General features: G+C 50.8%; 25 protein-coding genes. 12 read left to right on the top strand and 13 right to left on the bottom strand.

The features are described 5' to 3' along the window. Position 1: 1 nt before the first annotated feature. Both HMPREF2560_RS11360 and HMPREF2560_RS11365 read right to left on the bottom strand, forming a co-directional pair. Complete coding sequence (locus HMPREF2560_RS11360) at positions 2–1,477, bottom strand: class I SAM-dependent DNA methyltransferase (protein WP_210400422.1); 1,476 nt, start codon at positions 1,475–1,477, stop codon at positions 2–4. After that, positions 1,474–2,760, bottom strand: a complete 1,287-nt coding sequence (locus HMPREF2560_RS11365; RefSeq protein ID WP_210400423.1) for a class I SAM-dependent DNA methyltransferase — start codon at positions 2,758–2,760, stop codon at positions 1,474–1,476. Before HMPREF2560_RS11365 ends, HMPREF2560_RS11360 begins: the two co-directional genes overlap by 4 nt. Positions 2,761–3,024: 264 nt before the next feature. On the opposite strand from HMPREF2560_RS11365, the gene HMPREF2560_RS09055 reads away from it, so the two are divergent. The 4 genes from HMPREF2560_RS09055 to HMPREF2560_RS09070 all read left to right on the top strand — a co-directional run bounded on the left by HMPREF2560_RS09055 (position 3,025) and on the right by HMPREF2560_RS09070 (position 5,280). Beyond that, positions 3,025–3,459, top strand: coding sequence for an ElaB/YgaM/YqjD family protein (locus HMPREF2560_RS09055; RefSeq protein ID WP_049323841.1), 435 nt, complete (start codon positions 3,025–3,027; stop codon positions 3,457–3,459). A gap of 110 nt (positions 3,460–3,569) precedes the next feature. After that, positions 3,570–3,977 (top strand): phage holin family protein, encoded by a 408-nt coding sequence (locus HMPREF2560_RS09060; RefSeq protein ID WP_049323842.1) that lies wholly within the window; start codon positions 3,570–3,572, stop codon positions 3,975–3,977. Further along, positions 3,958–4,224, top strand: coding sequence for a hypothetical protein (locus tag HMPREF2560_RS09065; protein ID WP_049323843.1), 267 nt, complete (start codon positions 3,958–3,960; stop codon positions 4,222–4,224). Before HMPREF2560_RS09060 ends, HMPREF2560_RS09065 begins: the two co-directional genes overlap by 20 nt. 225 nt (positions 4,225–4,449) lie before the next feature. Then, positions 4,450–5,280: a phosphatidylserine decarboxylase gene (locus HMPREF2560_RS09070; protein ID WP_049323844.1), complete on the top strand. Its 831-nt coding sequence runs from the start codon at positions 4,450–4,452 to the stop codon at positions 5,278–5,280. An 84-nt stretch (positions 5,281–5,364) separates the two neighbouring features. Here HMPREF2560_RS09070 and znuD read toward each other — a convergent pair whose 3' ends face one another. The 3 genes from znuD to HMPREF2560_RS09085 form a co-directional block, all read right to left on the bottom strand. After that, positions 5,365–7,653, bottom strand: a complete 2,289-nt coding sequence (gene znuD, locus HMPREF2560_RS09075) for a TonB-dependent zinc receptor ZnuD (RefSeq protein WP_070873831.1) — start codon at positions 7,651–7,653, stop codon at positions 5,365–5,367. 219 nt (positions 7,654–7,872) lie between these two features. After that, positions 7,873–8,355: a cupin domain-containing protein gene (locus HMPREF2560_RS09080; protein WP_070608044.1), complete on the bottom strand. Its 483-nt coding sequence runs from the start codon at positions 8,353–8,355 to the stop codon at positions 7,873–7,875. Between the two features lie 100 nt (positions 8,356–8,455). Beyond that, the gene (locus HMPREF2560_RS09085; protein ID WP_070608043.1) at positions 8,456–9,865 is read right to left on the bottom strand and encodes a leucyl aminopeptidase; all 1,410 of its coding nucleotides are present in this window, start codon (positions 9,863–9,865) and stop codon (positions 8,456–8,458) included. A 158-nt stretch (positions 9,866–10,023) separates the two neighbouring features. Here HMPREF2560_RS09085 and lptF point away from each other — a divergent pair, with 158 nt between their 5' ends. From lptF to hflX, 4 genes are all read left to right on the top strand, one after another. Beyond that, positions 10,024–11,139, top strand: a complete 1,116-nt coding sequence (gene lptF, locus HMPREF2560_RS09090; protein ID WP_070873832.1) for an LPS export ABC transporter permease LptF — start codon at positions 10,024–10,026, stop codon at positions 11,137–11,139. Next, positions 11,136–12,206, top strand: coding sequence for an LPS export ABC transporter permease LptG (gene lptG, locus HMPREF2560_RS09095; protein WP_003745632.1), 1,071 nt, complete (start codon positions 11,136–11,138; stop codon positions 12,204–12,206). Before lptF ends, lptG begins: the two co-directional genes overlap by 4 nt. Before the next feature lie 119 nt (positions 12,207–12,325). Then, positions 12,326–13,546, top strand: coding sequence for a glycosyltransferase (locus tag HMPREF2560_RS09100; protein WP_283132712.1), 1,221 nt, complete (start codon positions 12,326–12,328; stop codon positions 13,544–13,546). Between the two features lie 44 nt (positions 13,547–13,590). Continuing rightward, positions 13,591–14,751, top strand: a complete 1,161-nt coding sequence (hflX, locus tag HMPREF2560_RS09105; RefSeq protein ID WP_070608040.1) for a GTPase HflX — start codon at positions 13,591–13,593, stop codon at positions 14,749–14,751. Between the two features lie 66 nt (positions 14,752–14,817). On the opposite strand, the gene HMPREF2560_RS11495 is transcribed toward hflX, so the two are convergent. Continuing rightward, complete coding sequence (locus HMPREF2560_RS11495) at positions 14,818–14,943, bottom strand: hypothetical protein (RefSeq protein WP_003678791.1); 126 nt, start codon at positions 14,941–14,943, stop codon at positions 14,818–14,820. A 361-nt stretch (positions 14,944–15,304) separates the two neighbouring features. Between HMPREF2560_RS11495 and HMPREF2560_RS09110 the strand changes: the two genes are divergently transcribed. Together HMPREF2560_RS09110 and HMPREF2560_RS09115 are read left to right on the top strand one after the other, a co-directional pair. Continuing rightward, the gene (locus HMPREF2560_RS09110; RefSeq protein ID WP_070608093.1) at positions 15,305–17,791 is read left to right on the top strand and encodes a heavy metal translocating P-type ATPase; all 2,487 of its coding nucleotides are present in this window, start codon (positions 15,305–15,307) and stop codon (positions 17,789–17,791) included. A 37-nt stretch (positions 17,792–17,828) separates the two neighbouring features. After that, positions 17,829–18,269, top strand: a complete 441-nt coding sequence (locus HMPREF2560_RS09115; RefSeq protein ID WP_070608039.1) for a DNA polymerase III subunit chi — start codon at positions 17,829–17,831, stop codon at positions 18,267–18,269. 76 nt (positions 18,270–18,345) lie between these two features. Here HMPREF2560_RS09115 and HMPREF2560_RS11210 read toward each other — a convergent pair whose 3' ends face one another. From HMPREF2560_RS11210 to rph, 7 genes are all read right to left on the bottom strand, one after another. Further along, positions 18,346–18,780: a hypothetical protein gene (locus HMPREF2560_RS11210; RefSeq protein WP_141748417.1), complete on the bottom strand. Its 435-nt coding sequence runs from the start codon at positions 18,778–18,780 to the stop codon at positions 18,346–18,348. 186 nt (positions 18,781–18,966) lie between these two features. Further along, complete coding sequence (locus tag HMPREF2560_RS09120) at positions 18,967–19,377, bottom strand: hypothetical protein (protein WP_070734670.1); 411 nt, start codon at positions 19,375–19,377, stop codon at positions 18,967–18,969. Between the two features lie 94 nt (positions 19,378–19,471). Then, on the bottom strand, positions 19,472–19,795 hold the full coding sequence (locus HMPREF2560_RS09125; protein ID WP_070608038.1) for a dimethyl sulfoxide reductase: 324 nt from the start codon (positions 19,793–19,795) through the stop codon (positions 19,472–19,474). A 68-nt stretch (positions 19,796–19,863) separates the two neighbouring features. Continuing rightward, positions 19,864–20,190: a purine permease gene (locus tag HMPREF2560_RS09130; RefSeq protein ID WP_223168895.1), complete on the bottom strand. Its 327-nt coding sequence runs from the start codon at positions 20,188–20,190 to the stop codon at positions 19,864–19,866. A 79-nt stretch (positions 20,191–20,269) separates the two neighbouring features. After that, positions 20,270–20,920 (bottom strand): hypothetical protein, encoded by a 651-nt coding sequence (locus HMPREF2560_RS09135; RefSeq protein WP_070608037.1) that lies wholly within the window; start codon positions 20,918–20,920, stop codon positions 20,270–20,272. Positions 20,921–21,255: 335 nt separating this feature from the next. Further along, positions 21,256–22,476, bottom strand: coding sequence for an aspartate kinase (locus HMPREF2560_RS09140; protein WP_070608036.1), 1,221 nt, complete (start codon positions 22,474–22,476; stop codon positions 21,256–21,258). A 171-nt stretch (positions 22,477–22,647) separates the two neighbouring features. Further along, positions 22,648–23,376 (bottom strand): ribonuclease PH, encoded by a 729-nt coding sequence (rph, locus tag HMPREF2560_RS09145; RefSeq protein WP_070608035.1) that lies wholly within the window; start codon positions 23,374–23,376, stop codon positions 22,648–22,650. 138 nt (positions 23,377–23,514) lie between these two features. Here rph and HMPREF2560_RS09150 point away from each other — a divergent pair, with 138 nt between their 5' ends. After that, on the top strand, positions 23,515–24,402 hold the full coding sequence (locus tag HMPREF2560_RS09150) for a YicC/YloC family endoribonuclease (protein ID WP_283116404.1): 888 nt from the start codon (positions 23,515–23,517) through the stop codon (positions 24,400–24,402). 205 nt (positions 24,403–24,607) lie between these two features. Then, a complete protein-coding gene (locus HMPREF2560_RS09155) occupies positions 24,608–25,558 on the top strand; it encodes a bile acid:sodium symporter family protein (protein ID WP_070608034.1) in 951 nt (316 codons plus the stop codon). Positions 25,559–25,611 lie beyond the last annotated feature (53 nt).

Consider the following 25,611-nt stretch of genomic DNA (forward strand, 5'->3'; position numbering starts at 1 on the left):
TTTACGGCGTTTTTTGGCCGTTGACGGCTTTTTCGTATAAATCAAACAAAAATTCTACGCGCTCCATGCCGTCTGAAAAGGGTTTGGTGCGGTAGAGGCGGTCAACGGCGGTATCGAGGCGGAGATGGGCTTCTTTGAGCGGCAGCGGCATTTTATCGGGATCGTAGAGTTGCGCGAGGGTTTGGTCGGGGTAGTCGGCGCGGATAAGCAGGATGTCTTCAGCAAGCGCGGCTATGCGAGATTTTTCAGCTTCGTCGGCTTCGGGCCAAGGAAAATTGTTGTACACAATCGTGCCGGAATAGCGATAACGGCTTTCCAAACGGCCTGCGACAGTGCGCATCCAGTCGTTGTGCATGGCAGAGGTAAGGATGCCGAATTCGTAGAGAGTGGCATTGGGGATCATCAGGTTGGCATTGCTGCTGATGGTCTCAGTGTCAAAAAAATCCATCGGAACGTACTCGCGCCGTTCTGAGGTCGTGCTGGGAACGAGGATGTAGTTTCCTGAGGCAGGATGGCGGATTTCATCAAACAAATGGGGGATGTCTGCTTTTTGAACGGTCGCAGCTTTTTTGCTGGCAAGGCGGACAGCGCGTACTTTTTCTACCCTTTCAGAAACAAGGGGATGTTTTTCAGGCAGGCTGTCGAGGTCTTCTTGGGTCAAGTCAGTCAGCCAGAGGCACCAGCGTTGTTTGCCGTTGAGAAATTCGTCAGAGCCGAGCAGTTTTTTAATCCATTTGGCAGACTGCGGCTCACGGGCGATGAGGCTGTCTTTTTCTTCTGTGGTAAGGATGAGATTGCCGCCTTCGACGGGTTTGTTGCCGTAAACCATTTTGGAAACGTTGCATAAAGGCTGTTCACGGGCAGCAACCGCAAGATTGCTGCCTGGAATCAGGTAGGGGCTGATGTTGGCAACGCTTTGGCTGTGCCATTCTTTATCGAGAAGTTTGTAGAGCTTGGGCTGCGCGCTATTGGGGCTGAGGCCGTCTGAAAGATATGCTGCTTCCAGGCCGATGATGACGACGTGGACGGCGGCTTTGTCTTTGGCATTGTTTGCCCACGGGAAGGTCTGGTAGGCGAAGGCAATGCGGTTGCCCAATGCGAAGATAGGGGGCCAGAGGGTGGCAACTTGGTCGCCTTGGCTGATGGAATTGGTAGCAACAAGGGCGAGCCTGGCGCGGCTGGCGCGGATATATTGCGCGCCTTTCCAAAACCAACAGGCAACGTAATCCAAGACGCCGTATTTTTTCCAGCCGTCAAAAACCATATCCATATCTTCGTTTTGTTCCTCGTCGCGCGAATTTGAGCCGCCAAACGGGGGATTGCCGACGATATAGACTTCGTCTTCAGCGCGGTTGCTGCGGGGGCAGAAGGCCTCCCAGTTTTCGCGCAGGCTGTTTGCGGCCTTAATGTTGCCGCCGCTTTTGAGGGGCAGGGTGGGTAGGCTGTTGCCCAGCTCGTTTTCGTGGGCAAGGTTCATTTGGTGTTCGGCCAGCCAAAGCGAAAGCTGGCGATTTCGTGGGCGAAGTCGTCCAGCTCGATGCCGTAAAATTGGTCGAGACGGATTTGGCTGCTGAAGATGGCGTTGCTGTCGATTTCTTTGACGGCTTTGAAGATTTCGATTTCGAGGCGGCGCAGCTCTTTGTAGGCGATAATCAGGAAATTGCCACTGCCGCAGGCGGGATCGAAGATTTTGATGTTGCCCAGCCGCATGGAGAGGCTGTATAGGGCTTTCAGACGGCCTTCATTGCTGGGATAGCGTTTGAAGATATCTTGAAACGCCGTCTGAAGCTCGTCAAGGAAGAGCGGCTTGATGGCCTTCATGATGTTGGGGACGGAGGTGTAGTGCTGTCCCAAACGGCTGCGCTGTTTCGGGTCTATCACGCTTTGAAACATGGAGCCGAAGATGTCGGGATTGATTTCAGACCAGTTGAGTTTGCCGCATTCGAGCAAAAGGCGGCGGGTGCACTTATCGAAATCGGGGATGGGCTCGTCTGCCTGGAAAAGCCCGCCGTTGACGTAGGGAAAACTTGCGAGATGGATGGGCAGGGCTTCGGAACGTTTTTCAGGGGGCGTGTCGAGGGTCTGGAAAAGTGCGGTCAGGACTTCGTCTGTATTCTCGCCGGTTTTATGCGTATGGCTTTCAATGAGTTTGGTAAAGCTGTCTTTGGGGAAAATTTTGGTGTCTTCGGCAAAAAAGCAGAAGAGCAGGCGGGTCAGGAAGACATTAAGGGCATGGATGTCTTCGGGTTTCTCGAGATGGTTGGTGCGGCGGATTTGGTCGAAAAGGCGCCCCATTTTTTCGGCGGCTTTGGTGTCGGCAGGATTTTCTTCAAATCCGCTGCTTTTTTCCAAGCCTGCGAGAGGAAGGAAAAAGCCGTAGTTTTGCGCTAAATCAGTGTAGGCGCATTCGAGGTAGTCGTCGGCTTGGATATCGTAGGCGGCGATGTTTTGAAAATCGGTTACGATAAAGAAGCGGATTTTGTTTTTGTCGGCGGTGGCGGATTGTTTCAGGTCTTGCAGGACGTCGTATATGTCTGCGTCGGGGGCGACGGGTTTGAAATAGAGTTTGCGGCTGAGGGCAATTTCGCCATGCAAGGGCATATCGGCGACGTTGGTGCCGGGGGTTTGGTTTTGCAGTTTGGTAATGGTGGCTTTCGGGGTATCGAACAGGCGTAGGAAGCCATAGATGAAATTTGCTTTGTCTTCCGACTGCACGAGCTTGGTCAGCCCGTCAAAAAGTTTGGTAGGATTGACTGCCATGGTTGCGACACCTTTGTTAAGAAATTGTAATGATATGAAATTATATCTTTTTTTATCAAAAAAGAATATTGGAATAGGCTGTGTAAAAGGTATTAAAAAAGGCCGTCTGAAGTTTTCAGACGGCCTTTTTTAAATTCCATTTAGTCATTTTCAGAATAAGCACTTAATTTAATTTAAATTAACGTTTATTTTGGAATAAACGGTTATAATTTATTAACAGATAAATAGTCTGTAACCATATCAACCTATATCAAGGAGAAAAGCATGAAAAAACACGATTTTGAAGCACGTCGCGAGGCTTTGCTGAAAGACATCCGAGAAGTGATGGATGATGTGGAAGAGTTGTACCGCAATGGTGTGGAAGCCGGTTCGGAAGAGGGCAGCAAAGCCCGAGCCAAATTGGAAGAAAAATTGGCTGTGGCCAAAGAGCGTTTGAGCCGTTTTGAAGAAGAAGCCGGCGAGCGTCTGCGCCATCATGCCGAGCGTGCGCGTGAAAAATACGAGCAGTTTGAAGAAGCGGCTCAGGAGCGTTTTAAAGAAGGCAAAGAGCGTTTTGCCGAATTTGAAGCCGATGCAGGTGCGCGTTTGAAACGCGGTGCCAAACACGCTGATGAAGTGGTGCATGAAAAACCATATTATGCAATGGGTTTTGCCGCATTGGCCGGTTTGGTTGTTGGTGTGTTGTTGAACCGCCGTTAATGCGAATATGTTAAGGCCGTCTGAACAGGCGTGCACATGGAATCATGGATTTCATTGCGCCGTGCAGACGGCCTTAGCCTTATGTTTCCTAAGAAAAAAGGATAATCGAGATGGGAATTCGCCAGCGTTTTGAACATGGCAAGGCTTTGTTGAATCAGGGCGTGGATTTGCTGCTGTTGCGTTTGCAGGTATTGAGCTTGGATTTGACGCGTCAGGCGGAGAATGTGTTCCGGTTGGCGATCTGGTTGGTGTTGTCCGGCGCGCTGTTGATGGTGGGCTTGGTCGGTTTACTGTTCGGTTTGAACCGCGTGCTGACGGATGTTGCGGCTTTGTGGGTGTTTTTCGGCATTTTCTTCGCGAGCCTGCTGATTATTGCCGTATTGTTCCGCAAAGTGTCGGCAGATTATCGGGAGCAGGGCAGTCGTGTGGCTGAGACCTTGCAGGATATTCGGACAGACATTGCGTATTTGCGCGGGGAGATAGATAAGGGGGCGGACGATGAAGCAACAGAAGTATGAAGAAGCGCGCGAGCTGCTGCTTTTGGAAGCCAAGCTGGTGCGGCTGCGGATTGAAGCGGAAAATTTGAAACTGCGTAAAGCGGAAGAAAGCAAAACACGACAGGGCAATCAGTTGATTAAGCTCGCAGATGTGGCGTATCAGTTGAGTCAAACGCGTTTGCTGTCTCAACGCGCTTTGTTTTCTACATCGCGCCGTCGGCATTGGATTTGGCTGTTATTGGCTGTCATATTGGGCTTGTCGAGATAATCGAGGGCAGAGGTTTGGTCAAAATGATATTTGCGGCGGGTTGTTGGAGCGTGTGAGCCGCTTGTTGAGGACGCTGCGTCATTGTGTTGCCGAAACTGAAACTTTATCTATGTTGAGTATTTTTTACAAAAGACACCGGCCGTCTGAACATTTCAGACGGCCTCAATGTTTGGAGTTTCAGATATAATGGCGGCAATTTTGAAATTATTAAATGAAGGATAAGTGATGAACCGTTTATATCCCCACCCGATTATCGCCCGTGAGGGCTGGCCGATTATCGGCGGCGGTTTGGCTTTGAGCCTGCTGATATCGATGTGCTGCGGCTGGTGGTCTTTGCCGTTTTGGGTGTTTACCGTATTTGCCCTGCAGTTTTTCCGCGATCCTGCGCGTGAAATTCCGCTAAATCCTGAAGCGGTGTTGAGCCCGGTTGACGGCCGTATCGTGGTGGTTGAGCGCGCACGCGATCCGTATCGTGATGTCGATGCTTTGAAAATCAGTATTTTTATGAACGTGTTCAACGTGCATTCGCAAAAATCGCCTGCCGATTGTACGGTAACGAAAGTGGTCTATAACAAAGGCAAATTCGTGAATGCGGATTTGGACAAAGCCAGCACGGAAAACGAACGTAACGCGGTTTTGGCGACTACAGCTTCTGGTCGTGAAATTACTTTTGTTCAAGTGGCCGGTTTGGTGGCGCGTCGTATTTTGTGCTACACCCAAGCAGGTGCGAAACTGTCTCGCGGCGAACGCTATGGCTTTATCCGCTTTGGTTCGCGAGTGGATATGTATCTGCCTGTCGATGCTCAGGCGCAAGTGGCGATTGGCGATAAAGTTACCGGCGTCAGCACTGTATTGGCGCGTTTGCCGCTGACTACGCCGGAAACTGAATCTGAGCCTAAAGCCGCAGCTCCACAAGCTGCGCCAGCTCCACAAGCAGTGCCTGCTTCACAAGCGGCTCCGGTTGAAACAGTGGCAAGCCAATCTACCGAACAACAGCAAATTGAAGCAGCGGCGGCTAAGATTCAAGCGGCTGTGCAAGATGTGTTGAAAGATTAATAGTCAGTTTTGAATGATTGGTTAAAACAAGAAAAAGGTTTTCAGACGGCCGTCTGAAAACCTTTTTTGTTTGCCTGTCCGATTTTAAAACTTCACGTTTACACCGCCAGTAAAGCTGCGGCCCATTTGCGGCGTATCAGAGAGGAAGCTGCTGTGGGCGTAAACGGATTGGTTGAGCAGGTTGTCGGCTTTGACGTACCAATTCCACTCGCCATAGCGCGTATTGCGGCGGTAGTTTGCGCCGAGGTTGAGCATATGGTGTCCGGGCGTGCGCGTTTCGTAGCGGGCGAGTTTGTTTTGTGCGAACACGCGGTAGTAGTCCAAGTTGGCATCGATGCGGTCGGTTAGCGAGGCTTTCAGGTGGACGCCAAGGCGCGCAGCCGGAACGCGGGGTGCGTTTTGGTCGTTCTGTGCGATGAAAGGACGGTTGCCGTAGGCATCTTCCCTGCCGGGTAGGGACGGTAGGTTTTTCAGACGGCCTCGTACATAGTCGCCGGAAACGCCGATGCGGTAGCGCGGTGTCGGTTTGAAGTAGATTTCGCCTTCCGCGCCGTAGAAGTCGGCGCCGGATTGGTTGTAACGCACAAGCTTCATTTCGCTGTCGTTTTCGATGGATTTGGGGCCGCGTCCGTCGTTTAAGGTTTGGGCGTAAATGTAGTTGTCGAAGCGGTTGCGGTAGAGCGCCAGATTGTATTGCCAGCGGTCGCCTTCGTAGCCCAGCGCGAGTTCGATGTTGTTGGAACGCTCTTTGTTGAGGTGTTTGTTGCCGACTTCAAAGGTATTGGTGGCAACGTGTTTGCCGTGTGCGTACAGTTCTTGCGTTGACGGCAGGCGTTCCTGATGGGAGGCGGTCAGGCTGAGTTTGTGTTGTGGCGTGAAATACCAGTTGCCCGAAAGTGCGAACGAGCGGGCAGTTTGGCGGTGTGCGCCGAGGTCGGGCAGGGGCTGGTTGTAGTAGTTTTCCCGAACAATCAATGCTTTGTCGTACTGGATGGAAGCTTTTTGTTTTTCCACGCGTACGCCGCCTTCAAGCGTGAAGTTGTCCCAGTTTGCCTGTTCTACACCGAAAAAGCTGTAATGGCGCACATTATTGTCAATCAGCATCGGTTGTTGGACAGTTTCGGGAATGGCGGAAAGCGCGCTGGATTTTTGTCCCAAATATTGTACGCCCCAGCTGCCTTTCAGACGGCCTATGGGTTGGTGGCGCAACTCGATGCGGGCGTTGTGTGTTTTGTTGTTGAAGAAGTTTTCTACTGCATCGCCTGCTTTTTCGTCGTGGTGGTAGTCGTTGCGGTTCAGGTGTACGCGCAGTGCTTTAAAACCGGGGAATGGCTGCTTCCATTCGGCGCGGAGTTCGTAGCGTTTGTTGCGCAGGTCTATCCACGGTTTGCCGTTGTGGGCATGGGCGTGTACATCATCGTCGTCGTGAAAGCCGCAGCTCAAGCCCGGATTGTCGTAATCGACGTCTTCTTCGGTCAACAAGTGCGGATAAAGCTGCAAATAGCGTTTGTTAATCAAGCTCTTCTGCCAGATGATGTCGGCGTGGCAGTCGTCGTAGAGATGGCTGTGGGCAGGCAGGCCGTAGCGGTCGCGACGGTCGCTATACGCTATGCCGAGGAAACCTTTATCCCCAACCCAAGACAGGCCGATGCTGCCGGTTTTTGAATCGGCATGGCTGTCGGGCAGCCGTTTCAGACGGCCTTCTTCTTTTTGATAGCGCGGTACGGCGTAATCGCCTGATTTGCGGTACAAGCCTTCGGTATGCAGCACGAAGTTGTTGCCCAAGCCGATATTGATGCCTGCGGATGTTAGTTTTTCCAAATTGCCGCTGCTCAAACGCAATCCGGCTTCGCCCGATACGCCGTTTTCAGGCATTTTTTCGGGGATTTTGCCATCGGCAACATCGACCAAACCGGCTACATTGCCCGAGCTGTATAAGAGCGTAACCGGGCCGCGCAGGATTTCGACCTGTTGCGACAAGGCACTGTCCACCATCAAGGCATGGTCGGGCGAGAAGTCTGCCATGTCGCCCGTTTCGCCGTGATGGTTCAACACTTTAATCCGTCTGCCTGTTTGACCGCGAATAACGGGAGCGGACGCGCCGCCGCCGTATTGCGAGGCATGAATGCCCGGTACGCCGTCTAAAGCATCGCCCAAGTTGACGGCTTTTTGGCGCAAGGTATCGCCGGAGATGATTTTGTCGGAGGCGGTTGAAGTGTGCAGCAGCCCCGAAGTCGCGCGCGGACGGCTTTTGCCGACGACGGTAACCTCGTCCAAGTCCACCGACTGATCGGTTTCATGCGCTTGGGAAAGGATGGGGGTGCTGATTAAAAGAATAGATAAAACAATGGGTTTGAGTGTGGTTTGTGTCATTTTAGTTTCTCATCATATTTTGAAAGGCTGTTATTATATAACATTTCATTGTTTATATGATAAGATTTTTGAGAAAAAAAGGCCGTCTGAAAACGAAGCGTGGTTTTCAGACGGCCTTTAGCTTGTATGTAGGTTTAAATGAAAACGGAACAATCTCTCTGCTGCCTGGTTTGGGTAAGGCAGAAAGTCATGGCAGATTGTTTGCTTTCATTGAAAGCATTACTTGGTTTCGGCGGCTTTAGCGCCAGCGGTCTCTGCAATCAAATCTAAGAATACCAACGGCTTTTTGCCGATATTTTTGAGCGCATGGGACTGGCCGGGGCGGGCGATGGTAATGTCGCCGGCGCCGACTTCGGTTTGTTTGCCTTCGCTGTCAGTAAACAGGCCTTTGCCGGATACGATGATGTAAACGTCTTCATTGCCGGTATGTTTGTGTTGGCCGATGGAAGCGCCCGGCGGTAATGTGAGCCAGCCGATTTCTTTGAATGCGTCTTGTTCTGCGGTTTGATGGCGCGTGAAGGCAAAGCTGCCGAGTAGCGGGCCTTGGCCTCCAGCTGCGTTTTCGCGGTTCCATTCTGCTAAGTCGGCTTTTTTGTACACTTGGATGCTGCGGTCGGTGGGGGTGGTTTGTTCGGCAGCTTGGGCGCTTATGGATGTACCGAGCAGAAGGGCGACAGATAATGCGGCAAATAGTGGTTTCATGGTGGTTCTCCGTTTGTCAGGTTGAGTCAGATAATGCGGATTCCGTTTTCAGACGGCCTGTGGGGTTGAAACGATTCACCCCGCAGGCTTCCCCCAAGATTTATTTCACATTGCGCAGATAGTTCAGCAATAAAGGAACAGGGCGGCCGGTCGCGCCTTTTTCACCGCCGGATTTCCATGCGGTACCTGCGATGTCGAGGTGTGCCCATGGATAGTCTTCGGTAAAGTAAGACAGGAATGTTGCGGCGGTAATCGTGCCTGCACCCGGCGTGCCGATGTTTGGAATGTCGGCAAAGTTGGATTTGAGTTGGTCTTTGTAGGTTTCAAAGAGCGGCAGTTGCCATGCTTTGTCGTCCACGTTGCGGGAAGCAGTCAGCAGGCTGTCGACCAAATCTTGATTGTTGCCCATCACGCCGCTGACGTCATGACCCAGGGCGATAATGCACGCGCCGGTCAGGGTGGCGACGTCGATAACGGCTTTGGGTTTGAATTGTTCGGCGTAAGTGAGCGCGTCACACAAAATCAGACGGCCTTCGGCATCGGTGTTCAACACTTCGATGGTCAAGCCTTTCATGCTTTTTACGACGTCGCCCGGTTTGTTGGCCGCGCCGGAAGGCATGTTTTCGCAGGTGGCGACGACGGCGATAAGGTTGATCGGCAGTTGCAGTTTGACGGCGGCGCAGAAGGTACTGATGACGGTTGCCGCGCCGCACATGTCGAACTTCATTTCGTCCATGTTCAGACCGGGTTTGAGGGAAATGCCACCGGTGTCGAAGGTAATGCCTTTGCCGACCAATACCACAGGCGCGGCTTCTTTGTCGGCTGCACCGAAATAGCTCAGTTCGACCAAATATGGATCTTCGACGCTGCCTTTGGCGACAGACCAGAACGAACCCATGTTTTCTTTGATGTAGTCTTTTTCGATGATTTTGGCGTGTGCGCCCAGTTTTTCGGCTTCGGCTTTGGCGGTGCGCGCGAGGAATTCAGGCGTGCATTCGTTGGGCGCGGCATTGCCCAAGTCGCGGCAGAGGCTTTGTCCGTAAACTTGCGCTTCGGCAACGCGCAGGGCTTCTTTGACGGCGGCTTCGTGTGCGCTGTGGAACACGGCTTCTGCAAATTTGGCCGGTTTGGCTTCTTTTTTGTAGCGGTCGAAACGGTAGGCGGCATTGCCGAACGCAATCGCAAACGCTTCGGCAACGGCTGCTGCTTGCGCTTCTTCAAAGGCGTGAACGTCCACATTGACCGTTTCTTGATTTTGCGCCCATTTGGCGGCTTCGGCTGCGGCTTTGTTCAATGCGGCGCGGTCGGTTTTGGCGAGGCGGGCGACGGCAATGGCTTGCAAACCGTTGTCCGTCGGGATTCTGGTATCGGCGAAATTTTGACCTTCTTCAAGGGAAGTGAAGAGGGCGAGGGCAGTCGGGTTGCTCAGTTGCGATGCTTCGGCGCAGACAAATAATTGCGCACCTGCCTGTTGAGCCTGCAAAGTTTCGGCTTTTGTGCTAAATTTCACGTTTATTCTCCTGATTGGAACGGTTGTCGGTTGTTCAGACGGCCTGTTGACCAACCGTCCGAACAGATGAAAATCATTGTACTCCATTTGTGTCATGCCGTCTGAAGCCTTATTAATAAATATAGGTTTCCCATAAACCGTATACCACGCTCAATCTTATGATTTACCAAAGAAACTTTATTAAAGAACTTTCCTTTACCGCCGTCGGCATCTTTGTCGTCCTCTTGGCGGTATTGGTGTCCACGCAGGCCATCAACCTGCTTGGCCGCGCAGCCGACGGGCGTGTCGCCATCGATGCCGTGTTGGCCTTGGTCGGCTTCTGGGTAATCGGCATGACCCCGCTTTTGCTGGTGTTGACCGCATTTATCAGTACGTTGACCGTATTGACCCGCTACTGGCGCGACAGCGAAATGTCGGTTTGGCTCTCTTGCGGATTGGCATTGAAACAATGGATACGCCCGGTCATGCAGTTTGCCGCGCCGTTTGCCATTTTGATTGCCGTCATGCAGCTTTGGGTGATGCCGTGGGCAGAGTTGCGCAGCCGCGAATATGCCGAAATTTTGAAGCAGAAGCAGGAGTTGTCTTTGGTGGAAGCCGGCGAGTTCAATAACTTGGGCAAGCGCAACGGCAGGGTTTATTTTGTCGAAACCTTCGATACCGAATCCGGCATCATGAAAAACCTGTTCCTGCGCGAGCAGGATAAAAACGGCAACGACAACATTGTTTTTGCCAAAGAGGGCAATTTTTCGCTGACCGACAACAAACGCACGCTTGAATTGCGCGACGGCTACCGTTACAGCGGTACGCCCGGCAAAGCCGATTACAACCGCGTTTCTTTCCAACACCTCAGCTTGATTATCAGCACTACGCCCAAACTCATCGACCCTGTTTCACACCGCCGTACCATCCCGACCGCCCAACTGATAGGCAGCAGCAATCCCCAACACCAGGCGGAATTGATGTGGCGTATTTCCTTGACCGTCAGCGTTTTGTTACTGTGCCTGCTTGCCGTACCGCTTTCCTATTTCAATCCGCGCAGCGGCCACACCTACAATATCTTGATTGCCATCGGTTTGTTTTTGGTTTACCAAAACGGGCTGACCTTCCTGCGCAATGCTGTGGAAGACGGCAAAATCCATTTTTGGCTCGGACTGCTGCCTATGCACATCATCATGTTTGTGATTGCCGTCGTCCTGCTGCGCGTGCGCAGTATGCCTAGCCAACCCTTTTGGCAGGCGGTTGCCAAAAGTCTGACATTGAAAGGCGGAAAATGAACCTGATTTCACGTTACATCATCCGTCAAATGGCGGTTATGGCGGTTTACGCCCTCCTTGCCTTCCTCGCTTTGTACAGCTTTTTTGAAATCATCAACGAAGTCGGCGATCTTGGAAAAGGCAGCTATAACGGCGCAAAATTGGGGCAGTATGTTTTAATGCAGATGCCTGCGCGCGCATATGAACTGATGCCGCTCGCCGTTTTGATCGGCGGCCTGATTTCCCTCAGCCAGCTGGCTTCCGGTAGCGAGCTGACCGTTATCAAAGCCAGCGGCATGAGCACCAAAAAGCTGCTGTTGATTCTGTCGCAGTTCGGTTTGATTTTCGCCATTGCCACCGTCGCGCTTGGCGAATGGGTTGCACCCACGCTGAGTCAGAAAGCCGAAAACATCAAAGCTGCCGCCATTAACGGCAAAATCAGCACCGGCAATACCGGCCTTTGGCTGAAAGAAAAAAACAGCATCATCAACGTGCGCGAAATGCTGCCCGACCATACGCTTTTGGGCATCAAAATTTGGCAGCGCAACGATAAAAACGAACTGACCCAAGCGGCAGAAGCCGAATCCGCCGTTTTGAATCCCGACGGCAGCTGGCAGCTGAAAAATATCCGCCGCAGCATATTGGGCGAAGATAAAGTCGAGGTTTCCACCGCCGCCGAAGAAAACTGGCCGATTTCCGTCAAACGCAATCTGATGGACGTATTGCTCGTCAAGCCAGACCAAATGTCTGTCGGCGAATTGACCACTTATATCGACCATCTGGAAAAAAACAACCAAAATACCCAAGTCTATGCCATCGCATGGTGGCGCAAGCTGGTGTATCCCGTTGCCGCATGGGTGATGGCGCTTGTTGCCTTCGCCTTTACGCCGCAAACCACCCGCCACGGCAATATGGGCTTGAAACTCTTCGGCGGTATCTGCCTCGGTTTGCTGTTCCACTTTGCCGGACGGCTCTTCGGCTTTACCAGCCAGTTGTACGGCGTGCCGCCGTTTTTGGCAGGCGCATTGCCGACGGTTTTGTTTGCACTGTTGGCGGTGTATCTGATACGTCGTCAGGAAAAAAGATAAGGCAAAATCAACTTCAGGCCGTCTGAAAGGTAATCTTCAGACGGCCTGAGTATTTTGTGTGCAAAAAACAAAATGCTAAAGTAAAATAATACCTTTCCAAACCAATACGGCTATTGAAAATGTCCCAAACCATCTGCTTGAATATGATTGTCAAAAACGAAGCGGCAATCATCGAAGAAACACTGGCCAACATCACCGACCACATCAAACTTGACTACTATGTCATCAGCGATACCGGCTCGACTGATGATACCGTCGGCGTGATCCGCCGCTTTTTCGATGCAAAGGGCATCGCGGGCGAGATTCATCATGATGGTTGGCAAAATTTTGCATACAACCGCAATCAGGCTTTGAAACACGCAAAAGGTAAAACCGATTACGTGTTGATTTTTGATGCGGACGACCGCTTTGAAGGCAAATTGGAATTGCCCGAACTGACGGCCGACCGCTACCGCCTCCGCATGAGAAATGCCATGGGCAGCGTGGTTTATTACCGTCCGCTGTTGTTGCGCAATGACGGTACATTCTACTGGCGCGGCGTGTTGCACGAGTTTATCGAAACCGATAAACAAGATACCAGCGAAGCCACGCTTCATGGCGACTATATGGTTCTCAGCGGCCGTTTCGGCGCGCGCAGCAACATGGCGAACAAATACCTGCTTGACGCCGTTTCTTTGGAAAAAGCGTTTTACAGCCCCGAAGATGAAGACCTGAAACCGCGTTACGCCTTTTACGCGGCGCGCTCTTATTGGGATTCCGATATGCCCGAGCGTGCGAGCGAATGGTTTAAAAAACGCATCGAGTTGGGCGGTTGGATAGAGGAAGTGACGGTTTCTTACCAACAGCTGGGCGAGTGCTACAAATTAATGGGCAAACGCGATGAAGCCTTGGCAACTTGGTTGGCAGGCTACGATTACAACCCGCGCCGCGCCGAGTGCCTCTACCTTGCGCAAACCATGCTGCGTCAGGAAGGGAAATACCGCATTTCCCATGCAATCGGCCTGATGGCGAAACGTATCCCGTTCCCGAAAGACGATATTCTTTTTGTCCAAAGCAATGTCTATCAGTTGGACATCGACTATGAATTGTCGGTTACCGCCTATGCGGCCGGCGATTTGCGCCAAGGCTATGAGTCTTGCCGCCACTTGCTCTTGCTTAATGTACGCGAGGCATTGACTACGGTGACCATGCAAAATATGTGGCTCTACCGCGAACACGCGCAAACCGAAACGCGCGAAGTGTTGGAGCAGTTGGTGGCCGTCATGCAGCCTTATGCCGCGCAGGGCGGACGTTTGGTAGAAGTGACCGAATATTTTGCCGATATTTTGAAAAACCGTTAATCAGGACTTTGACCCAGCCGTCAGGCCGTCTGAAAGGAAATTTTTTGAGCAAGCGCAATCTGTTTTCCGTCGATAAATCTTTGGAGCAGCCCGAACGTGTCCTCTTGGTCGGCGTGATGCTGACGGCGGACTATTCCGGCGCAAACGAAACGCGCGAACGCGGTTTTCAGACGGCTTTGACCGAAACGGCAGAATTGGTGAGCGCGGCTGGCGGCGATTTGGTTTCTATCGAAACTTCACGCCGCGACAAACCGCATCCGGCTTTGTTTGTCGGTACGGGCAAGGCGGAAGAGTTGGCGGCAGTGGTCAAGCAGCATGATGTCGGGCTGGTCGTGTTCAACCACGAACTCACGCCGACACAAGAGCGTAATCTGGAAAAAGAGCTTCAATGCCGCGTCCTCGACAGAGTGGGTTTGATTTTGGCGATTTTTGCCAAACGCGCCCAATCGCAGGAAGGTAAGTTGCAGGTGGAGCTGGCTCAGTTGAACCATTTGAGCGGACGGCTGGTACGCGGTTATGGACACCTGCAAAGTCAGAAGGGCGGTATCGGCTTGAAAGGGCCGGGCGAAACCCAGTTGGAAACCGACCGCCGTTTAATCGGACAAAAAATCACGGCATTGAAAAAACAGCTTGCCGATGTCCGCAAACAACGCGCCACGCGCCGCAAATCGCGCATGAGCGGCCGTCTGAAAACCTTTGCCATCGTCGGTTATACCAATGCCGGAAAATCCAGCCTGTTCAACCGCTTGACCAAAGCGGACGTATTGGCGAAAGACCAGTTGTTCGCCACTTTGGATACTACTGCACGCCGGCTGTTCCTGTCGCATGAGGCGAGCGTGATTTTGACCGATACCGTCGGCTTCGTCCGCGATTTGCCGCACAAGCTGGTGTCGGCGTTTTCCGCTACCTTGGAAGAGACGGCGATGGCGGATGTGCTGCTGCACGTCGTTGATGCGTCCAATCCCGATTTTGAACGGCAGATGGACGATGTCAACGAGGTCTTGGAAGAAATCGGTGCGCATGAAATTCCGCAATTGGTGGTGTACAACAAAATCGATTTGCTGCCGTCGGGTATGCGTGAAGCAGGCATTTTGCGCGACAACTCCGGGCATGCCGTCAGCGTGAATGTTTCCGTTGCAGAAAGTTTGGGCTTGGACGGTTTGCGCGAAGCAATGATTGAATTGGCCGTACAGCCGAATGCTTGATGTTTAAATGAAACAAGGCCGTCTGAATGTTCAGACGGCCTTACCGTAAAATTCTAAATCTGAAGATTATGCCGACAGAGGGCTTTTCTTTTTAAACACGCTTTCGTAAAGCATCCAAGCGGCGAGGCTCAGGTATACGGTGCTGGACAAAATGCCGATAACGGCGAAAATAGGCATAAGGCGATCAATCATGGTGAGGTTTCCCAATAAGTTAGTTTTATAAGTAAATGTGTGTTTTTTGATTTCCGTCTTCGCGGAATGCCTAAAGTATGCTGCTCAAATGGATTGAGGTCAATAAAAAATGTATTAGGATTTTTAAAAAAGTTCCATTTTTACATTAAAATAATTGGAAGTTTTTAAAGATAAACGGTATTTATATATTACCGTTCATCATTTGATAAACGGTCAATACTTTGTTTTCCATATTTTTTACAAAGTCCGACAGCCTGTTAATTCAAAATTGAATGAAAAGAGGCGGAAAAACGCTTTTTGCTAAAATGTAACACCCTGGGACGGTTGTTTCAGGCCGTCTGAAAAATAAATCGAACACATGATGACATCTCCCTCACATCCCCAAAAAAACTGTTTCCATTGCGGACTTGAAGTCCCCGAGCATCTGCATCTGACGGTTCGTTTTGAAGACGAAGAACACGAAACCTGCTGCGCCGGTTGCCAAGCGGTGGCGCAGAGTATCATCGATGCAGGTTTGGGTAATTATTACAAACAGCGTACCGCAGACGCGGAAAAATCCGAATTGCCGCCACCGGAAGTGTTGTCGCAATTAAAGCTATACGATTTGCCCGAAGTGCAGGCTGATTTTGTCGAGGTCGGTGCAGGGGATGAGCGCGAGGCGGTGTTGATGCTGGGCGGCATTACCTGCGCCGCGTGTGTGTGGCTGATTGAACAGCAGTTGTTGCGCATGAAGGGCGTAGTGCGCGTGGATTTGAATTACAGTACCCACCGCTGCCGCGTGGTGTGGGACAGCGCCCACATCGAATTGTCGGACATTTTGCTTAAAATCCGCCAAACCGGTTATACCGCTGCGCCTTATGATGCGCAAAAAATCGAAGTGCAGGCGCAGAAGGAACGCAAACAGTTTATCGTCAGATTGGCCGTAGCCGGCTTGGGTATGATGCAGACGATGATGTTTGCCCTGCCGACTTATTTTTACGGCGGCGACATCGAGCCGCTTTATTTGGAAATCCTGCATTGGGGCGGCTTTTTGATGGTGTTGCCCGTTGTGTTTTACAGCGCGTTGCCGTTTTACCGCGGCGCATGGCGTGACTGGAAAAACCGCCGTGTCGGCATGGATACGCCGATTGCCATTGCCATTGTGATGACCTTTATCGCCGGTATTTACAGCCTGGCCACCAACGCAGGGCAGGGCATGTATTTTGAATCCATCGCCATGCTGCTGTTTTTCCTGTTGGGTGGGCGTTTTATGGAACAGATTGCCCGACGCAAAGCAGGCGATGCGGCGGAGCGGTTGGTCAAACTGGTTCCGGCATTCTGCCACCGTTTGCCGTCTTATCCTGAAAGCGATGCCATCGAGGAAGCTGCAGTCGTCCGCCTCAATATCGGCGATACGATTGTTGTGAAGCCTGGCGAAGTCATTCCGGTGGACGGTACGGTTTTGTCCGGCGAAAGTGAAGTTAACGAAGCCATGTTGACCGGCGAAAGCCTGCCCATTGTGAAAAGGCCGTCTGAAAAAGTAACTGCCGGCACGCTCAACACCAGCAGCCCTTTAATCATCCGTACCGACCATACCGGCGGCAACACGCGCCTGTCCCATATCGTCAAACTGCTCGACCGTGCGCTGGCGCAAAAACCGCGTGCCGCCGAGTTGGCCGAAAAATACGCGTCCAGTTTTGTGTTTGGCGAACTTTTGCTTGCGATTCCTGTTTTTATCGGCTGGGCGTGGTATGCAGATGCGCACACTGCCTTGTGGATTACCGTTGCCCTGCTGGTCATTACCTGCCCGTGTGCCTTGTCGCTTGCCACGCCGACCGCGCTGGCAGCTTCTACCGGTGCGCTTGCCAAAGACGGCATTCTCATCAGCGGCAAACAAAGCCTGGAAACGCTTGCCCAAATTGACGACGTCGTGTTCGATAAAACCGGTACGTTGACCAAAGGGCAGCTTTCCGTCAGCCGGATGTTGTCCGCAGGCCGTCTGAGAGAAGTCCAAGCCCTTGCTATCGCCCAAGCATTGGAGCAGCAATCCGAACACCCCATCGCCCGTGCCATTTTAAACCATACGCTTTCAGACGGCCCTGTATCCGCGCTTGATGTGAAAGTGCAGCAACGGGTCAACCGTATCGGACACGGTGTCAGCGCACAAATCGAATTGGATGGCGAAACCCAAGTTTGGGCTTTGGGCAAAGTAGCGTTTGTTTCAGAAATTGCCGGTAATCTGCCCGAAACATTTGCCCATATCGACCACACAGGCGGCATTATTTTCTTGGGCAATCAAAGCGGTTTTCAGACGGCCTTTTTGCTGGAAGACCAAATCAAAGATAGCGCCGCTGAAATGTTGCAAAACCTGACACAACACGGCATCCGTCTACACCTTTTAAGCGGCGACCGTCAGGTTGCCGTAGCCCAAGTCGCGCAAGAGCTGGGTTTGGATGCCTATCGTGCCGAAGCCACACCTGAAGATAAACTGGTTTATGTAGAAAATCTGCAAAAACAAGGACGTAGAGTCATGATGATCGGCGACGGTATCAACGATGCACCCGTCCTTGCCCAAGCCGACGTATCGGCTGCCGTGGCCATGAGTGCCGATGTGGCGCGAGACGGTGCGGATGTGGTTCTGCTCAATGATGATTTGAACGTTTTGCCCGTGATGATGAAACAGGCACGTCGCACCCATCAAATCATCCGCCAAAACCTGACTTGGGCGAGCGCATACAATCTGGTTGCCGTTCCGCTGGCCGTGTTTGGTTACGTTACCCCGTGGATCGCCGCACTCGGCATGAGTTTCAGCTCGCTGCTGGTGTTGGGCAATGCCTTGAGATTGTTGAAAACCAAAAAGGCTGTCTGAAAACGGCAAATCCATTGCCTAAACGAAAGAATACGCCATGCCTAAAGCCACTTTTTATACACACGTCGCCCAGCCGGCCGCCTTTGCCTGCCGCCTGATTGCGCGCGCCATACGCGATGGCGGGCAGATTTTGGTGTGGTCGGATTCTGCTGCGGCAGTGCAGCAACTAGACGTTGATTTGTGGCAGCAGATTCCCGAAAGCTTTATTCCGCATGAAGTCTGGCTGCCTACCGACCCCATGCCGTCTGAAACGCCGGTATTACTTGCGTTTGGAAATGCATTGCCGAATATTCCGCAAGATTGCACGGTTTTGAACCTGTCTGCTGATTTCTGGAGCCAAGCCCCAGCCATTCCAAACCGTATCCTTGAAATTGTCGGCAATAGCTTAGAAGATTTGGCCGAAGCCCGAGACCGTTTTCGAGCTTATCGTCAGAGCGGATTTGAGATTGAGCATTTTTCGAGAGAAGGGAAGGATTGAGTATTGAAGATATTCAAGGCCGTCTGAATATAAACAAAGGGACATTTTGATGATGTCCCTTTATTTTTTAGATTGATTATCGGAAGGCTTCGCGCCATATGCCATAAAATATGAGACAACAGCAGAAAGCGTAGAAATAATGGAAAAAGCGTTCAAAAAGGGAAGTATTGGCAAGATACCATTGAACAGACTGATGGTGGTGTTGGGGATTTTTGAGGATTAAGTTGGGGAAACGGACAATCGAAGGTACGGCAAGCAATTCAAACAGGTTGAGGAAGACTGTAACCAATAATGAAAAACCGATTGTCTCATGAAATACGTCGAATGGCTGCAATGACAGGGTGTGTGCAAATAGGGAGGTCAGGGCAGATTTGTTGGACATCCATAAATAAAACAGCCCACCGATAGATAGGTAAAGCGCTAGACGAATCCATATGGATAGTTTGCGTGGCAAATAAAGGATGAAGAATAAGTTGAGCAGGATAAAGAAAATAGGAAAAACTGATTTCATGGGTTTGTTTGCTTACAGTTTGGTATTTAAAGCTGCTAAAGGAAACGCATTATTGCTTGTATGAAGGGCTGCCTTAGGAAAAGACAGTCTGAAAAGGCCATTCTATTTTAGGCCGTCTGAAAAAGATTTGCGTAAGGGCAAGGGTTTCAGACGGCCTTAAGTTTTTTGAAGTCAAAATCCGATGGTTCAGGATTCGGTTTTTGAGGCCGCATTGGCGAAATAGCGGTTGGATACCGGATTGAAGATGAGGAGCAGCAAAACAGGGTGGAGAATGGATTGAATAATGATTTGTTGAGAACTATAGCTCGCCATATCGCTATACACCATGATTAGCGAAGCGGCCGCCAGCACAATAGCCAGCCAACGGGCAGAACGGTTGCCTGAAAGCAGGCCGACAGCAATAAATACCGGTAAGGAAAGGAGGATGAAGTATAGAGGCATAGACAGCCACCAAGGCAGGAAAGGGAATGCCAAGGCTGCAACCTCTATCAGTAAATCGCCCGAATAAATCGCAAGAGCAACAGTGGTAAAACAGACAAGGGCAGTTAGGATGAAATAGAGAACGGTGGCGATGGTAACAGGGACTGGACGTTTCATGTAATAAAAGCCTTGGATAGAATATCGTGGATCAGGATTAAAATCGGTATCGGCCAAACCTTGTTATTGAAGGCGATGGCCGTCTGAAAGCAGGCTATTCGTCTTTCTCAAATGAAGAAAGCTTGATAATGGCAGGCTGGAAGACTGCAACCAAATAGATCATGATAGGGAGGATGAGATACGCAAAAGGAATATCTGCGCGAAATAGTGCAATCAGAAAGGCAAGGTATAAGGTCAGCAGGGCAAGGAAAATAACGCTCTTTTTCCATGTCGCTTGGCGGATTTCTTTTGCAGTCGGCTGCTTATAGCGGACTTTTTTGTGGCAGGTCGGGCACTCTTTAATGCTTTTCAGTCCTTTGAATGCACTACCCCGAATCGGATTGGAACAATGAGGACAAGAAAATGGGGACGATTTCATTATTTTTTATTGGGCCGTATAAAGTATTGCCCATCCGGAAAAGCGGGTTGGATGGGCAAAGTATATGTTTATTCGTCTTTTTCAAAAGATGAAAGTTTGTTTTGAATCGGGATAATGTAGTAGACGAGAAAGCCTATAACTAATGCCGTACTGATGTATGGGGGAAATGTACCAAACAGGCTGATCAGTATTGCCGCTACGATGCAGACAACTACTACAAAAATAGCAAAAGGCTTCAGTAAAGCTTTGAAATATTCGCCAACAGGCGGCTTTTTGAATTTGACTTTTTTATGGCAGGAAGGGCATTCTTTGACTGCGGCCAATCCTTTAACCAATCCGCCTTGGATCGGGGCATGGCAGTGTGGGCAGGGGAGTGAAGGATTAAGATTATTCATTGTATTCGGCCTGACTTAGGGTTTGGAAAGGTGGTATCGATATTACCGATACCACCGCTATTTATCGGAAACAATAGGCTTATTGGGAGTATTTTTTGCCTAAAGCTTCGGCAGCTTTTTGTATTTCTTGATTGGCTGCACGCAGGGTTTCTTGCAATTTTTGAGATTTTTCTTGGAAATCATTGGCAAATTTGAGCGAATCTTTATCTTTGCCGTTGATAGTCAGCTCAGAAGCATGTTTGCCTGCATAAATCATCATGTTGTTGGCAGCACTGCTGACTTGTAATGCACGATCCAGAACTGCTTTGATTTCAGGATCTTTGATGTCGAGGGCAGCTGCGCTCTGATGGAATTGTTCCAGTGCGGCAGTCAGTTTGTTCATCTGCTCCAAAGCTTCTTTTTCTTTATTTTGGTTAGCCAAGTTTTGCAATTCTAGGCCTAGCTGAGTAATTTTTTGAGCTTCTTCACCAGTGGTAAAGTGAATGAATTTTTGCAATTCGGCAAGACCGTCTGGAGATTTTTTATCGGAAATGACGATAGGTTCGGCCAGTTTAGGATCTGCTTCCGGGAATTCGCTCAGGGCTTTTTCGTATTTGTTGGCCGGGCTAGATTCGCTTTGGGCAACTTGTTCTGCCGGTTTGTCGCTGCTGCCTTTATTACCGGAGTCGCCGCAGGCTGCCAGCAGGGAAGCGGTCAAGATTAGCATACCGAATTTGTTTAATACGTTCATATTAGGATTCCTTCTTAAGTTAGGGGAAAATTGGGGGAAATTTGTTTTTATTGATGAGCGTAGATAATTGTTTGTACTTTTGTTCTATTTTATTACAGATTTGTTTATTTTTCTCAAATTAGGTTAAGTGGTATGTTTTTGGAATTAAACGGCGAAGGTGGATGGTTGTAAAATATTGAACATATAATGAAATTAACAAGGCTAATAATAAGCTAGGCTACACTGTTTTGAGCTAAAGTAGATTTTTTTATTAAGATGTTGTTGATTTATGTAATGGAAATAAAAAAGGCCATCTGAAACAATAAAGTTTCAGATGGCCTTTTAGTTGATGGGAATTAGTTGCCTAAGTCGAATGCTTTATGCAGAACGCGGGTGGCCAGTTCCATGTATTTTTCGTCAATCAGGACGGATACTTTGATTTCGGAAGTTGAAATCATTTGGATGTTGATGCCTTCTTCTGCGAGGGTGCGGAAGATTTTGGCGGCTACGCCGACGTGTGAACGCATGCCCAAGCCAACTGCGGAGACTTTGCATACGGTGTCGTCGCCGTCGATGTAGGCGGCGCCGATGCTGTCTTGACGTTGTTGCAGGATTTCGATGGTTTGTTTGTAGTCGCTGCGCGGTACGGTGAAGGAGAAGTCGGTTGTGCCTTCGCTGCCGACATTTTGGATGATCATGTCGACTTCAATGTTGGCATCGGCAACTGCGCCGAGGATTTGGTAGGCAACGCCGGGTTTGTCAGGTACGCCGCGTACGTTGATGCGTGCTTGGTTTTTGTCGAATGCGATACCGGTTACGGCTGCTCTTTCCATGTTGTCGTCCTCTTCAAAGGTAATCAGGGTGCCGTTGCCGCCATCTTGCAGGCTGCTAAGTACGCGCAGGCGCACTTTGTATTTTCCGGCGAATTCTACGGAGCGGATTTGTAAAACTTTTGAGCCGAGGCTGGCCAATTCGATCATTTCTTCGAATGTGATCGTGTCCATGCGGCGTGCTTCGGGTACGACGCGCGGGTCGGTGGTGTAAACGCCGTCCACGTCGGTATAAATTTGGCATTCGTCGGCTTTGAGGGCTGCGGCGATGGCAACGGCGGAGGTGTCGGAACCGCCACGGCCGAGGGTTGAGATATTGCCTTCGCTGCTGATGCCTTGGAAACCGGCTACGATAACGACTTTACCGTCGGCTAAATCGGCACGCATTCTTTCGTCGTCGATATTTTCGATGCGGGCTTTGGTGTGGGAAGTGTCGGTTTGGAGGGCGACTTGCCAGCCGGTGTAGCTCTTGGCGTCAACGCCGATGTCTTTCAGAGCCATGGCCAGCAGGCCGATGGTCACTTGTTCGCCGGTAGCGAGAACGACGTCGAGTTCGCGCGGATCGGGATGCTCTTGCATTTCGTGTGCCAGTGCGACCAGTCGGTTGGTTTCGCCGCTCATGGCGGATACGACGACTACGATGTCGTGTCCTTCGGCGCGGGCTTTGGCGACACGTTTGGCTACGTTTTTGATGCGTTCGGGCGAGCCTACTGATGTGCCGCCGTATTTATGTACGATTAACGCCATGTTTCGTGCTTTCTTGTGGGGGTTGTCGGGCAGCTTGGTTTGCTGGAAAAAGGGTTATTATTACTATTTTTTACATGGAATTCAAGGATAGAACGCGCTTTTTTGAGTAAATACGCATAAAGTGGTTTGGTTAAAAAAGGCCGTCTGAAAGTTTTCAGACGGCCTTGCTGATTATCGGGCTAAAAGGGCGGCCTGCTGGTGTTGGACTAATTCGGCAATGCCTTTATGCGCGAGGGCAATGAGTTTGCCCAATTCTTCGATGCTGAACGGTGCGCCTTCGGCCGTACCTTGGATTTCGATGATTTTGCCGGATGCGGTCATGATGATGTTGACGTCGCTGTCGCAGCCTGAGTCTTCGGGATAGTCCAAGTCCAAAAGCGGTACACCACCCACCACGCCGGCGGAAACGGCGGCAACGGCTTCACGGATGGGGTTTTCGCTGATAAGGCCGTCTGAAAGGAGTTTGTCCACGGCGATTTGCAGGGCAACGTAGGCGCCGGTAATGGAGGCGGTACGCGTGCCGCCGTCGGCTTGGATGACGTCGCAGTCAATCAGGATTTGGCGTTCGCCGAGTTTTTCCATATCGACGACGGCGCGTAGAGAGCGGCCGATCAAGCGTTGGATTTCTTGTGTGCGTCCGGATTGTTTGCCCGCGGCGGCCTCGCGGCGCATACGGGAGGCGGTGGAAGCCGGCAACATACCGTATTCGGCCGTTACCCAGCCTTGTTCTTTACCGCGCAGGAACGGTGGGACATTTTCGTCGATGGAGGCAGTGCAAATCACTTTGGTGTTACCGCACTCGATGAGGCAGGAGCCGTCGGCGTGGGGGAGGAAATTGGGCGTCATTTTGATGTTGCGCAGACTGTCGGCGGCACGGCCGGTGCGGGTGTAGTCGCTCATGATGGTCCTTTGGAGAGAATAAAAAACAGGTTGCCTTGAATTATAGAGGAATTTGGCACCAAAGGCCGTCTGAAAATCGTCGGTCGGGTGTGTTATAGTATCCGTACTTTCACTCGTATTTGGAAACGGAGTAAAACCATGGCTACAAGACGAACTATTCAAATCCACAGCATGACCGGCTTTGCTAATGCCGCAGGCGAATGCGGCGGCAAGCGGATTAATTTGGAAATCCGCGCGGTCAACCATCGTTATTTGGATGTCCAATTCCGTATGCCGGAAGAGTTGCGCTATTTGGAAGGCGCATTGCGCGAACAGATTGCTGCGGCTGTGGCGCGCGGTAAATTGGAGTGTCGTGTTCAGCTGCAAGATGCGGCTTCTGGCGGTCAGACTTTGGAAGTCAATCAGGATTTGGTCTCACAGCTGGCGCATTTGAACAAAGAATGGCGCAAGGAACACAATTTCGGCAAGCTGAGCGTGGCCGACGTTTTGCGTTTCCCCGGCGTTTTGGCAGGTCAGAGCGAAGACTCCGAGGCCTTAGCGAAAGGTGTTAAAGATTTATTGACCGGCGCGTTGAAAGAGTTCACAGCTGCCCGCAAACGTGAAGGCAAAAAACTGGGTGAACACCTGCTACAACGTCTGGACGGCATGGAAGAGATTGTGGATGCTTTGAACGAATTGTTCCCCAGCCTGCTGCAGGCACATATGGACAAAGTCAAAGCCCGTTTGGCAGAAGCCGTCGGCAATATCGACAACGACCGCTTGCAACAAGAATTTGCTTTGTTCATCCAAAAATCTGATGTGGATGAGGAATTCAGCCGTTTGCGCACCCATATCGCCGAAGTACGCCGCATCGTTACCGAAGGCAAGGGCAGCGCAGGCAAACGTTTGGATTTCCTGATGCAAGAGTTGAACCGTGAAGCCAATACCTTGGGCAGCAAAGCCATCGCCGCTGAATGCACGCAAGCGTCGGTTGAACTGAAAGTCTTGATCGAGCAAATGCGCGAACAGGTTCAAAATATCGAATAAATCGATAACGAACGGATAAAACAAGGCCGTCTGAAAAGGTTTCAGACGGCCTTTGTGTCGATATGGGACGGAACCGGTTGAGTTTATTTTTAAACATTATTGGAGGCGGGCTTCTTGTTTCGTGACTGTTATTGCGCTAAAGAGTTAACATGTGTTAAATTATGGCAATTATTGTCATGATAAGAACATACAAAGGAGTAAAAACATGAACTTTCTAACCGCAATCAGTCGGCAAATGACCCGCTTCACCGCCCTGATTATCGTCCTTGCCTCCATCATCGCCTTTATTGAGCCTGCCACTTTTTCATGGGTAAAAGGCGATACGCAAGTTGTCGTACTCGGCATCATCATGCTCGGTATGGGCATGACTTTGGGCAAAGAAGATTATCAAATTCTGGCGCAACGTCCGCTCGATATTTTTATCGGTGCCATCGCCCAATACACGATTATGCCCTTGCTCGCCATCGGCATTGCCAGAGCCTTTGACCTCTCGCCCGGATTGACGCTGGGTTTGGTTTTGGTCGGTACCTGCCCGGGCGGTGTTTCGTCCAATATCATGAGTTTTTTGGCTAAAGGCGATGTTGCCTTTTCGGTTGGCATGACCACTGTTTCTACCGTCCTCGCGCCTGTGATGACGCCGCTGTGGATGACTTATTTGGTCGGACAAACTGTCGAAATGGACGGCTGGGGTATGTTCAAATTTATGCTGCTCGTGACCTTGCTGCCTGTCGTTATCGGCTCTGCCGCCAATATCTTGCTGCATAAAAAACATTGGTTTGAAGACGTGCGCGCGATTATGCCTGCCGTTGCCGTTGTCGCGTTTGCCTGCATCGTCGGCGGCGTTGCAGCCGTTCACGGCCACCGATTTGCCGAATCCGCCTTGGTTATGGTACTCGCCATCGCTGCCCACAACATCGGCGGCTACATCCTTGGCTATTACAGCGGCGCGCTGACCGGCATGAATACCGCCAAAAAACGCACTCTTGCCATCGAAGTCGGTGTACAAAATGCCGGACTTGCTACCGGTTTGAGTGCTAAATTCTTCCCCGGTAATGCCGAATCTGCCGTTGCCGCCGCCGTTGCCTGCGTTTGGCACTCTGTATCGGGAACGGTTTTGGGCAATTTGTTTGCCTGGTGGGACAAGCGTAAGCAATAAGCTGTAAACATTGCCAGATAACAAAAGGCCGTCTGAAATATTTCAGACGGCCT

It is taken from the genome of Neisseria sp. HMSC078H04, from assembly GCF_001838135.1.
GTDB lineage: Bacteria > Pseudomonadota > Gammaproteobacteria > Burkholderiales > Neisseriaceae > Neisseria.